The sequence below is a fragment of the Pseudomonas sp. genome (assembly GCF_036404235.1).
In the GTDB taxonomy this organism is placed as follows: domain Bacteria; phylum Pseudomonadota; class Gammaproteobacteria; order Pseudomonadales; family Pseudomonadaceae; genus Aquipseudomonas.
The window spans coordinates 1-11,578 of record NZ_DASWOT010000002.1 but is presented as its reverse complement, the minus strand read 5'-3'; the positions used below and the strand labels follow the sequence as shown (position 1 = coordinate 11,578).

The window sequence follows — 11,578 nt, the reverse complement described above, 5'->3', positions numbered from 1 at the left end:
CCTTTGCTCGGCAAAACGATTTTGACCTGCTGGTGATGGGAACATTGCCTCGGCATAGCTTGGAAAAGATCATGGGAGACACCGCCGAATCATTGCTTGCACATGCGCCATGCAGTGTACTGATCGTCAAGCCCGGCGACGCTGCAGGCGCTTCATATCTCTGAGCTGCATCAAATGACGTTCGTCGGCAACGCCAACAATGTTGCGTGCGAGCCTGTAGTGGCTCACCACTTGCCCAGCAGCCTTCTGGCGGTCAATCCACGACAGTTGGAGTCGTAAACATTTGCTCTCCAAAAGAGACATTATCGTGCTGACGTAATCGCCGAGCAGGTCAGGTTCTGGTTGGATCTGGTTATTACCAGGTCTGACCCACATTCTCCTCCAGCGTATAGGCCTTCGCCGTCAGGCTTGCTTACAGCGCTCACTTCCCTATAATCCCAAGCTCGAAAATCAATACGGCCCAGGTTTTGGGCACTTCAGACCGGCTACCTGCTTGGGTTCAGGGCAAGTCGTTCCTGTCTATCGACCTTCGGTGGGCGCATCGCAGGTTTTGATTTCCTCATTCAAATAATGTTTCACCCCAATTTAGTGTCACCCAGGCAGCTGAAGCCAATGACTAACAAAAACTCAGCGCAGGAGGGGGCTAAAAGTGAGGTCGGTGGTGTTTACCGACCTTAGTATGTCTACACCCGGTCCTTTGAGTGCGGGAGCCTACTGCATGCAGCAGCGCATGCGGTGAGCCAAGGTATTTCGTGATCAAGGATGGGGAGCGGACGACGTTCTATCCTAGGTATTTCTGCATGTTAAAAAAAGTGAACACGGCTCTCCTTGGCCTTGCTATGTCGATGGGGCTTACGTCCGTACACGCGGCGCCAGCAACGAAGGTGGATGTTTTGCTCGTCGGTGGCGGCATCATGAGCGCAACCCTGGGTGTGTGGCTCAATGAGCTCGAGCCAGGCTGGTCCATGGAAATGGTCGAACGGCTAGACGGTGTTGCCGAGGAAAGCTCCAACGGCTGGAACAACGCCGGCACTGGGCATTCCGCTCTGGCTGAGTTGAACTACACGCCGGAAGACAAAGACGGCAAGATTAATATCTCCAAGGCCATCGAGATCAACGAAGCGTTCCAGATTTCCCGCCAGTTCTGGTCGTGGCAGGTCAAGAACAACGTCCTGAAGAACCCGCACTCGTTCATTAACTCCACACCGCACATGAGCTTTGTGTGGGGCGACGACAACATCAAATTTCTGAAGAAGCGCTACGACGCGCTGCAGGCGAGCCCGCTGTTCCGTCCGATGCAGTATTCCGAAGACCCGGTGCAGATCGCCAAGTGGGTGCCGCTGATGATGGAAGGACGCGATCCCAATCAGAAGCTCGCCACCACCTGGACGCCAATCGGCACCGACGTCAACTTCGGCGAGATCACCCGTCAGTTCGTGGGCTATCTGCAAACCAGGCCAAATTTTGCGCTCAAGCTGTCCAGTGAAGTGCAGGACATTAGCCGCAACCAGGACGGCTCCTGGCACGTCGAATACAAAAATCTGAAAGACGGCACCACCACTGCAACGGATGCCAAGTTCCTGTTCATTGGTGCAGGTGGCGGTGCTCTGAAACTGCTGCAGAAGTCTGGCATTCCTGAAGCGAAAGAGTATGCAGGCTTCCCGGTCGGCGGTTCGTTCCTGGTCACTGAAAATCCGACCGTCGCCATGCAGCATATGGCCAAAGCCTATGGCATCGCGTCGACCGGTGCGCCTCCCATGTCGGTTCCTCACCTTGACACCCGCGTGCTGGATGGCAAACGTGTGATTTTGTTTGGCCCGTTCGCGACCTTCTCCACCAAGTTCCTCAAGGAGGGATCGTACCTGGATCTGTTCAGCAGCATGACGACGCACAACTTCTGGCCAATGACCAAAGTCGGTATCGAGCAATACCCGCTGGTTGAATACCTGGCCGGGCAATTGATGCTGTCGGATGACGACCGCTTCAATGCCCTGAAGGAATATTTCCCGCATGCCAAGAAAGAAGACTGGCGTTTGTGGCAAGCCGGGCAGCGCGTTCAGATCATCAAGCGTGATGAAGAGAAGGGCGGCGTGCTCAAGCTGGGCACCGAGGTCGTTTCCTCTCAAGATGGCAGCATCGCCGGCCTGTTGGGCGCATCACCAGGTGCCTCGACCGCTGCTCCAATCATGCTCAACGTGATGGAAAAGGTCTTCAAAGACAAAGTCGCCACCCCGCAATGGCAAGCGAAGATCCGCGAGATCGTGCCGAGCTACGGCACCAAGCTCAACGATTCGCCGGCTGCCGTTCAGCAGGAGTGGAACTACACTGCTGAGATTCTGCAGTTGGATAAGCCGCCGGTGATTGATCAGACCGTTGCCCCGGCAGGTTCGGCCCCGGCACCTACCCAGAGCAATCCAGCGGCTGACATGGCGCTGTAAAAACGGCCCCCAACGGGCGACCGTCGGGGGCTATTGGCCTGTGCGGCCGTGGCAGTCTGCTGCGGCCGGACATCGGTCTTGATCCGGTAAAACCCTGACCTGCTCGGAAGGTGTCTCGAACGCTGAGATGTCCGCCAGTGGTCCTTCTGGGCGAAAGCACGCAGCGCTTATCGTCCCCCCATCGCAGGCAGTGCGACTTCGCTAAAAGGGTGAGGGGTTATCACCTGGGCCCCAGACGGAACGGACTGTTTGATCTGCTCCACCAATAGTGATTCGTCGTTCTGCCCTCGAAGTATCCGGGGATCGTCCGGCGTGCCCCCGACAAAGTCCTCCCAATGAACGAGTACCACCAGCCGCGGCTGGGTCTGTGCCAGCAATGTGCGCGGGTAGTGATCCGCGTGCTGAAAAGAGGCAACAGGTAAAATCTCGACATCCACTGATTTGCCGTCGTCCAGCACTGGCGGGAAGCCATAGGGTGCGCTGCTGGCCGAGTCCTGATAATGAATCCGGTATATCGGTTTTCCATCCTCACCCAGCAGGTCCACCAGCCATGCCAGGGTCTGGCCCTCCTTCCAGTTCCAGAATCCCTTGGGTAGCGCTGTGAGGTCCGTCTCGTAAGCACCTCCCATGATGCGCGTCAGTGCATTGGGCGCGTGCATGCTCTCAATAGGCATTGCGCGGATATGACCTTTTTGTGTGTAAAACCAAGGGTCCTGCTTCGCGATCATTCGTGGCGGCAGATCACTGCTGAGCGAAGCCATTCTGGGCTCGGCATTCACCACCCGGTCGGCTGCTATTTCGGCGCGCAACACATGACCGGCGCTGCGTGATGCGTAAACGGTCGCGTGCGGCGAATGCTGGCGCATGATCCATGCCACATCGAGCAAGTGGTCATAATGCCCATGGCCGACCAGCAGCATGCTCACGTCCGTAGCGGGCGGCATGCGCAGGTCTATTTCATGAGTGTCTGGCTTGAGCCAGAACAGTTCTGCGATGGACGGGCGACTGAAGAACGGGTCGAACAGTACACCTTCATCACGCCAATGGATCAGTACGCCAGCCACCCCTAGAAACTCGAGTTTGGGCTCGACAAGACCGTGCTGATCCGTCAGCTCAAGGTCGCCCAGTTCCTGCGCGCATCCGGCAGTCATTAACAGCAACGAAACAGCCAGCCAATGCATGGGAGGTCTCCTTTAATAATGGCTGTTTACGGCTGAGAGAGAGTCGATTCGGCCACCGTGACCTTGGCGCAACCCCCGTTATTCTCGTAAAAGTGGTCCGGCATAAACGGCACGCCGACGACGTCGTTGACATACACATACAGTTGCCCACTGGAACGGGCCACAAACGTCAGATCGTGTTTTTTCATCGCTGTCGGCGGCGCATTGTTGGCTGGGCACGGCGGGGGAGAGTCGTTGCTGCTGGATCCTTGTGCACAGGGCTTCGTCGGGCTCGATTCTGTGTTGACCCCTTGCAAGGCATACGTGTCATTGCCTTGTTCGCCAATCTTCGCCATGGGTTGGAACCAGCCCTGAGTCAGGTGACGACGCGCAGGAACGAAGGCGGCGAAGGCGAGCGCTTTATACCAAGGCAACTTGCAGTCATACCCGTTAGGCCCAGCAGGAATCGAGGCGTCATGCCAGCGGTAGTCGCTTGGGATCTCGAATGTGACCTGATAGGTTTTGCCCGCCGTGACCGATGCATTCACGGCGTGGCATTTTTCTGCGGTTGCGAACCAGCTGTTTGCGTCGCCTGACTGAGTGCAAAGGCTGCCCGAAGAGGACCTCACGGCAAATACGAGTTGGGTCAAAAGCACTGTCGTATAGGCAAAAATCGCCAGCACGAATACAAACGGCAAGACGCGATGGGTCAGGCATCTCACTGTTTTTCGAGCGGGGCCTGCGCTGCGCAGACGTTGAGCCGCCGCAGAAAAGTGGCCCGCAGTGACCGGGAGTTTCATGCCATAGACGGCCTTGGGCTTTAACGGAGCAATTGAGTACCAGATGCGGCGCATCCTGTCGCTGATCTTCACATCCAGCGTCTTGCTGAGCCAAAAGCAAGCAGCCAGTAGCGCCAGCAAGGGCACGAAAGTATTAGGGTTGAATGCGAATGCGCTCGTCCAGACCGTTGCAAACGAGGGGAGAAAGTAGTCCAGCAGTTTGACCGGCGCGGTCAAGAAACAAAGACGATCCCGGCAGGCAGCGGTGGCTGGCGCCCATGCTGGCAGGGTGAAGAGCAACAGCGAGATGGTCAGGGTCAAGTAGTAGGCAACGCGCCGCCAGCCAATGGTGTTGAACACTTGCTCCCTGGCCGAGGCATAGTCTTGCATCCAGGTAGGCCCGACCCGTGTCGAGACCTGCGGTTCACTGGCGGCGACCGTATCGAGATAATCGTTAATCGGGAGGATATCGCCGTTGATGCGGACCACATCGAAATCTTGCGCCAGCACCCTTGGCGCATACCCGTCAGGGTCGACGCGAATGCGCCGAATCACACTTTCATGCACTTTTCCTCGTGCGATTCTTATCCCTTCGCTGTGGTTAACATCTTCCATGCGCCGCGGGTTATACGCGTAGTAACTGGCAATACCCTTACGTGAATCATAGAGCGGTCCGTTTTCGTCCGAGAGTGCTTTAAACTCGTCCCATAGCGCATCCTTGAACCGCAGATGACAACGGTCGGCTTCGGCCATGATCCATAGCAGCGGCACATAAGACAGGCTGTCGTCGGGGTAACCGCCGCCGACATTAGAATGCACGCCCGCGAACCATACCTGACAAATTCGATTCCCCGTGATATGCCCCGCCGAAACACTTGACTCGTCACGTTCAGTCCAAAGCCGTGGGTAAAAAGAACGCCGTTCGTCGTCCAGCGACAATGCATGCCGCGCGCACAACACCCGATCGCTCAGAACATAGTTGCGCATGGTCAAGGGCCAGATGAATTTGTCGATGGCCCGCGTCAGTTGATCGATGGGCAATCCGTAAGCGTCAACGGTGTCCCACAGGCCCAGAAACTCGATTTTGATTTCATCAGGTTCGCCAGGCTTGCCGATGCGCTCGGCGTCCTTGTAAAGCGTGTTTGCGGCAAGGTGATTTTTTAAGTTCAGTGCTTGATTGCGTAACTGGCGCAACGCTTCAACGATCCGGTTACTGGAGAAGCTTTTAGCCCGGTACGCCCGGTACGCGTCCCACGCCCAACGCTGCAGGTCTTGCTCGCTGCCGCTATAGCGCAATAACCCTTGCGACATCACCAAGCCCACCAACACGCGAATGGTGAACGCTCCGCGGCTGAAGCCAAAGGCATAGATGCTGTCGCCCGGCTCATAGGTCCGGCAGAGAAACACATATAGATCGACAACATTGCGCGCCAGCCCCACACCGAAAGCGCCGCCGGCAATAGCCAGGGGTTTAAAGGTTGATGTGCCGACACCGTCATCGTAATAAGCGAATTGTCGTGGCGGTTCCGGAGCCTGAGGGTCAGTCAAGTCCAACGCTTGATAGACGCGCCAAACATTGGTTTTGAACAGTTTGCCGGCACTGTTGCCGGTGCCGTCGGAAAATAACACCAGGTTTTTCTTCGCCATGCCAAGCTCCTTTACACGTGTCGAGTCACGCGCTATAGGCAGTCTTCAAGGGCATTGACAGGTCACGAACCTGAGCAGCTGGAACAGCGTCCAAACAGCGACATCGGGTGTGCAAGTACGGACACGTCGAGATTGACCGTTTCGTCCTCCATGAGTGGCCAAGACGTATAGGCGCGGTAGATCACAGAGCAGCGATGGTCCCTATTGCTCCTTATCAGGCAACCATGTTCTCTGGAGCGTAGACAGGTTTATTGGGACTCACTGAAAATTATCTTTGCGCATAAAGCGCGGTGGGCCGTTTCCTGACCACCGATTACATCTTCTGAACGGGACGTTTGCTTGAGCATTGGCAGGCGGCATGGGCTGTTTTCTGGCGGGACGGCCCAGCAGTTAGACGCACCAGTAGCGTCATTTCTGAAATGTGTCAGCGTTGTTGGTTATCTGCCCACAGCTTCTATATTCTTTTAGCGTCTACCCGACGTTTGCGCAGCGTTCGGAAATAAAGGTGGGCCACGTATTCACGCACGGCCAAAGGAAACCTGATGAGCACCCTCAGCACGCCGCTCTCCGGCGTCAACCAGCCACTCAAAGGCATTGCGTTCATTGTTCTTGCGACCTTTCTGTTTTCAAGTCACGACACTTTGTCCAAATTTCTGTCCGGTATTTATCCGATCATCATGGTGGTCTGGGTGCGCTACCTGGTGCATACACTATTGATGGCTTGCATCTTCATGCCGTCGGCCGGGTTGCGGGTGTTGCGCACCAAGAGGCCGGGATTACAGGCGTTGAGGGCAGGGTGTCTGCTTGGTACCAGCTTGTTATTCACCAGCGGATTGATGTTCATCCCGCTTGCCGAGGCGACCGCCGTCAACTTCCTCGCGCCGCTGCTGGTCACCGCACTGTCGGTGCCGTTGCTCAAGGAAAACGTCTCGCGCGGCCAATGGATTGCGGTGTTGGTGGGATTTCTCGGGGTCATGATCATCGTTCACCCCGGTGGCGAACTGTTTACTCCCGCAGTGCTGTTGCCGCTGGGGTCTGCCATGTGCTTTGCCTGTTATCAGTTATTGACGAGACTGGTGGCCGCGCACGACAGCCCGACCACCAGTAACTTCTTTGCCGGGCTGTTCAACACGCTGGTGATGAGTGCTCTGGTGCCGTTCTTCTGGCAATCGCCGCAGTGGAAGCACATCCCGTTCATGCTCGCGCTGGGTACTTGCGGCATGGTTGCGCACTTGCTGCTCACGCAAGCATTTCGTTTCGCGGCACCGGCGATGCTAGCCCCCTTCGGTTACTGCCAAATCGTGTTTGCCGGGCTACTGGGGTTGGTTTTTTTCGATCATGCGCCGTCGCTGACTGCGCAGGCGGGCATCGCCATCATTTGCCTCAGCGGGCTGGCGGCGGCCTGGCAGCAACGGAAAAAAGGCAACTGATTGCCCACGTGGAATGGCATAAGACGCGCATACAGGCATATGCCACTTCCGTAACCGAGCCGTGCGGCCCATAATCGCGCCACTAACTGTGGTCGTGAGCAACGCATGAAAAATGTCGACGACACCCTTGCCGATGCGCTCGCAGAAGCGCCGCGCAAAAGCCGCAAGAACAACCCGGAAAAAACCCGCGATGGCATTCTCCAGGCCGCCGTTGCCGAATTCGTGGCACAAGGTCTGTCGGGCGCTCGCGTCGACTCCATCGCCGAGCGCACGCAAACCTCGAAACGAATGATTTATTACTACTTCAACAGCAAAGAGCAGTTGTACGCCGAGGTGCTGGAAAAACTCTACGGTGACATCCGCCACACCGAACGCAGCCTCACGCTGGATGCGCTGGCACCGATGGAAGCGATTCAGCGCCTGGTGGAGTTCACCTTCGATCACCATGACCGCAACGTTGATTACGTGCGCATTGTCAGCATCGAAAACATCCACAACGGCGAGAACGTCAAACAGTCCCCGACCATCCGCGCATTGAGTCAGAACGTTCTTCAGGCACTGGATGACACCTTGCGTCGCGGTGAGCGTGAAGGGATGTTTCGCCAGGCCGTCAAAGCGGTTGATCTGCACTTGCTGATCAGTTCGTTCTGTTTCTACCGCGTGTCTAACCGCCACACATTTTCAGAGATTTTCCAGACGGACCTCGCGGACGAAGACGTCAAGACACGTCACAAATCGATGATCATCGATTCGGTGATGCGCTATTTATCGCCCTGATTCACGGTCGACCGAGATGAGTATCGAGCAGGTCCGGCTGCCTAAAACGCTCAACCGATCTGCACGCTTTGACTATTGCCCCCATGGAGCACAGAGCGGAGTATTTGCCCACTCCAACAATAAAAGTCTAAGGAAGACAAATCATGCAGATTCAAGGCAAGGTATTTTTGGTCAGTGGCGGGGCATCTGGCCTCGGGGCTGCGACGGCGAAGATGCTGATCGAGGAGGGGGCCAGGGTCATGCTGGTGGACCTTAACGCCGACGCTGTCCAGGCCCGTTCGCACGCGCTGGGCAGCAATGCCAGAGCAAGCGTGGCCGACGTGACTCAAGAAGCGCCGGCCAAGGCTGCGGTCGATAATACTCTGCGCGAGTTCGGCCAATTGCACGGTTTGGTCAATTGCGCCGGCATCGTGGGTGGCGAAAAGATCCTCGGTAAAGACGGCCCGCATGGCTTGGACAGCTTCAGCCGAACCATCCATGTCAACCTGATCGGTAGTTTCAATTTGTTGCGACTGGCGGCGGCTGCCATCGCCGAAGGCGCTGCCGACGACGGTGGTGAGCGCGGGGTGATTATCAACACAGCGTCGGTCGCCGCCTACGATGGCCAGATCGGACAGGCCGCATACGCCGCCTCCAAAGGCGCCATCGTCAGTCTGACACTGCCCGCTGCCCGTGAACTGGCGCGCTTTGGTATCCGTGTCATGACCATCGCCCCCGGCGTTTTTGAAACCCCCATGATGGCCGGGATGACGCCGCAAGTGCGCGATAGCCTGTCTGCTGGCGTGCCGTTCCCGCCACGCCTGGGTCGGCCGGATGAATATGCGGCGTTGGTTCGCCACATCATCGAGAACAGCATGCTCAATGGTGAGGTGATCCGGCTGGATGGCGCTCTGCGCATGGCCGCCCGTTAAGCGAGGAGCAACTCATGACATCCACCAAAATAGCCTCATCCATTGCTGACCCGGTGGTCATCGTCAGCGCCGTGCGCACCCCCATGGGTGGATTTCAGGGCGATCTGAAAAGCCTGACGGCGCCGCAATTGGGTTCGGCCGCTATTCGCGCCGCCGTCGAGCGAGCCGGCATCAAGGCTGCGGACGTTGAAGAAGTGTTGTTTGGTTGCGTGCTCTCGGCAGGCCTCGGTCAGGCGCCTGCGCGTCAGGCGTCACTGGGCGCCGGGCTTGGCAATGGCACGTTGTGTACGACACTCAACAAAATGTGTGGCTCGGGCATGCAAGCCGCGATGTTGGCCCACGATCTGCTAGTGGCCGGCAGCGCCGATGTAGTGATCGCGGGCGGCATGGAAAGCATGTCCAATGCCCCGTATCTACTCGACAAAGCCCGCAGCGGCTATCGAATGGGGCATGGTCAGGTCATCGATCATATGTTTTTCGACGGCCTTGAAGATGCCTATGAACGCGGTCGTCTCATGGGCACGTTTGCCGAAGACTGCGCATCGTTCGAGGACATCACTCGCCAAGCGCAAGATGCCTTTGCCGTCGCCTCGCTGATGCGCGCGCAAGAGGCAATCAGAGAAGGTCGCTTCGACGCAGAAATCGTTGCGCTGCAGGTCACCGAGGGTAAAGACCAGCGTACCGTCGAGCAGGACGAGCAACCGCCCAAAGCACGCCTGGACAAAATTCCCCAGTTGAAACCGGCCTTTCGTGCAGACGGAACAGTCACTGCTGCCAATTCCAGCTCGATCTCGGACGGTGCTGCAGCACTGACCTTGATGCGTCAGTCCGAGGCCGCGCGTCGGGGGCTCAAGCCTATCGCGGTGATTCGCGGTCACTCTGCGTATGCCAGCACACCAGGCTTGTTTCCGACCGCCCCCATCGGTGCCATTGAAAAGCTCATGGGCAAGACGGGCTGGTCATTGGCTGAGGTGGACCTGTTTGAGATCAACGAAGCCTTCGCTGTCGTGGCGCTGGTGACCATGGGTAAGTTGGCATTGCCGCACGCCAAAGTGAATGTTAACGGCGGTGCGTGTGCGTTGGGCCACCCCATCGGGGCGTCGGGTGCTCGAATTCTTGTGACGCTGACGCATGCGCTGCAACAGCGAGGCCTGAGTCGTGGAGTCGCGGCTATTTGCATCGGCGGCGGCGAAGCCACTGCGATGGCGATAGAAATAATTTAACTGATAAATAACAAATGGTTGCAGGTCAGTCTGAATGTCATTCCTAGGAATGGCCTGTGAGAGCTAAAACCCACTTACTGGATGAATAACAATGAGTTACGAAACAATTATCAAAGAAGTCAAAGGTCGTGTGGCACTGCTCACCCTTAATCGCCCAGAAGCCCTGAACGCCCTGAATTCGCAAATCATCAGCGAACTCAACCACGCACTCGATGAGATAGAGCGCAATCCCGATATCGGTTGTGTGGTGCTTACAGGCTCCTCCAAAGCCTTTGCCGCAGGCGCCGATATCAAGGAAATGGCCCAGCTTGAATTCCCGCAAATCTACCTCGATGACTTGTTCAGCGAGAGTGACCGGATAGCTGCTCGGCGCAAGCCTATCGTCGCCGCGGTGGCCGGCTTCGCCTTGGGCGGTGGCTGCGAACTGGCCTTGATGTGCGATTTCATTCTGGCGGCAGACAACGCCCGGTTTGGTCAGCCCGAAATTAAACTCGGCGTCTTGCCGGGAATGGGCGGCACTCAACGCCTGACACGTGCCGTGGGTAAAGCCAAGGCCATGGAGATGTGCCTCACCGGGCGCATGATCGACGCCGTGGAAGCTGAGCGCGCGGGGTTGGTCTCGCGCATCGTGCCGCTGGATCAGTTGCTCGACGAAGCCCTGAAGGTTGCCACCGCTATCGCTGGTAAATCACTGCCCGCGGTGATGATGGTCAAAGAAAGCGTCAACCGGGCGTTCGAGGTCAGTTTGTCTGAAGGCGTGCGCTTCGAACGCCGGATGTTTCACTCAGCGTTTGCCAGTGAGGATCAAAAGGAAGGCATGGCGGCCTTTATTGAAAAGCGCGAGCCGGTCTTCAAGCATCGTTGATGCTCCCTGCGCAGAGCGAAGCATTCTGCGTTATTGACAGCGGGGTGTCGCGCGTCCCATGTGCGCGACCCACCCCGTATTCCCGTATTAGCTGAAAAAGGTCAGGCCTTGGGGTGTCATTTCAAGTGTCGCCAGTGAGGTGCGCAACGTTAGTGTCTGAAGATCATTCACCTCTAGCCGTTGTCCGGGCACCAGTAGCAGGTGATTCTCGTCAACCCCGGTGGGCAATGATCGGAGTAAGGCGGCCACGGCCGACTCAGCGGTTGCCTGACACAACACACCACAAATCACCGGCTGATCGGTATCGTCGTCAAAGAAGCGAACGCTCACCTGGGCTGTGCTGTCATC

10 protein-coding genes are annotated in these 11,578 nt (G+C 57.1%); 7 read left to right on the top strand and 3 right to left on the bottom strand.

Annotation, left to right across the window (positions count from 1 at the left end; translation table 11 throughout):
* Positions 1–164: universal stress protein (locus VGC62_RS27525; protein ID WP_414705717.1), on the top strand; the 164-nt coding region annotated here is incomplete at its 5' end.
* Positions 165–800: 636 nt separating this feature from the next.
* On the top strand, positions 801–2,438 hold the full coding sequence (gene mqo, locus VGC62_RS00270; protein WP_331185099.1) for a malate dehydrogenase (quinone): 1,638 nt from the start codon (positions 801–803) through the stop codon (positions 2,436–2,438).
* 167 nt (positions 2,439–2,605) lie between these two features.
* Here mqo and VGC62_RS00265 read toward each other — a convergent pair whose 3' ends face one another.
* Both VGC62_RS00265 and VGC62_RS00260 read right to left on the bottom strand, forming a co-directional pair.
* Complete coding sequence (locus VGC62_RS00265; RefSeq protein WP_331185098.1) at positions 2,606–3,619, bottom strand: MBL fold metallo-hydrolase; 1,014 nt, start codon at positions 3,617–3,619, stop codon at positions 2,606–2,608.
* Between the two features lie 26 nt (positions 3,620–3,645).
* Positions 3,646–6,024, bottom strand: a complete 2,379-nt coding sequence (locus VGC62_RS00260; RefSeq protein ID WP_331185097.1) for a DUF2235 domain-containing protein — start codon at positions 6,022–6,024, stop codon at positions 3,646–3,648.
* Between the two features lie 542 nt (positions 6,025–6,566).
* On the opposite strand from VGC62_RS00260, the gene VGC62_RS00255 reads away from it, so the two are divergent.
* From VGC62_RS00255 to VGC62_RS00235, 5 genes are all read left to right on the top strand, one after another.
* Complete coding sequence (locus VGC62_RS00255; protein WP_331185096.1) at positions 6,567–7,454, top strand: DMT family transporter; 888 nt, start codon at positions 6,567–6,569, stop codon at positions 7,452–7,454.
* A 105-nt stretch (positions 7,455–7,559) separates the two neighbouring features.
* A complete protein-coding gene (locus VGC62_RS00250; RefSeq protein ID WP_331185095.1) occupies positions 7,560–8,231 on the top strand; it encodes a TetR/AcrR family transcriptional regulator in 672 nt (223 codons plus the stop codon).
* A gap of 143 nt (positions 8,232–8,374) precedes the next feature.
* The gene (locus VGC62_RS00245) at positions 8,375–9,142 is read left to right on the top strand and encodes an SDR family NAD(P)-dependent oxidoreductase (RefSeq protein ID WP_331185094.1); all 768 of its coding nucleotides are present in this window, start codon (positions 8,375–8,377) and stop codon (positions 9,140–9,142) included.
* 41 nt (positions 9,143–9,183) lie between these two features.
* Entirely contained in the window at positions 9,184–10,365 is a 1,182-nt protein-coding gene (locus tag VGC62_RS00240; protein WP_331185100.1) for an acetyl-CoA C-acyltransferase, read from the top strand.
* 91 nt (positions 10,366–10,456) lie between these two features.
* The gene (locus VGC62_RS00235) at positions 10,457–11,230 is read left to right on the top strand and encodes an enoyl-CoA hydratase (RefSeq protein WP_331185093.1); all 774 of its coding nucleotides are present in this window, start codon (positions 10,457–10,459) and stop codon (positions 11,228–11,230) included.
* 87 nt (positions 11,231–11,317) lie between these two features.
* Here the strand turns inward: VGC62_RS00235 and VGC62_RS00230 are convergent.
* Positions 11,318–11,578 (bottom strand): hypothetical protein (locus VGC62_RS00230; RefSeq protein ID WP_414705716.1); only part of this gene is annotated, 261 nt, incomplete at its 5' end.

Bases quoted from the DNA above. Each gene is read 5' to 3' on its own strand.
- mqo (WP_331185099.1), top strand. From the start codon at position 801: ATGTTAAAAAAAGTGAACACGGCTCTCCTTGGCCTTGCTATGTCGATG.
- VGC62_RS00265 (WP_331185098.1), bottom strand. From the start codon at position 3,619: ATGCATTGGCTGGCTGTTTCGTTGCTGTTAATGACTGCCGGATGCGCG.
- VGC62_RS00260 (WP_331185097.1), bottom strand. From the start codon at position 6,024: ATGGCGAAGAAAAACCTGGTGTTATTTTCCGACGGCACCGGCAACAGT.
- VGC62_RS00255 (WP_331185096.1), top strand. From the start codon at position 6,567: ATGAGCACCCTCAGCACGCCGCTCTCCGGCGTCAACCAGCCACTCAAA.
- VGC62_RS00250 (WP_331185095.1), top strand. From the start codon at position 7,560: ATGAAAAATGTCGACGACACCCTTGCCGATGCGCTCGCAGAAGCGCCG.
- VGC62_RS00245 (WP_331185094.1), top strand. From the start codon at position 8,375: ATGCAGATTCAAGGCAAGGTATTTTTGGTCAGTGGCGGGGCATCTGGC.
- VGC62_RS00235 (WP_331185093.1), top strand. From the start codon at position 10,457: ATGAGTTACGAAACAATTATCAAAGAAGTCAAAGGTCGTGTGGCACTG.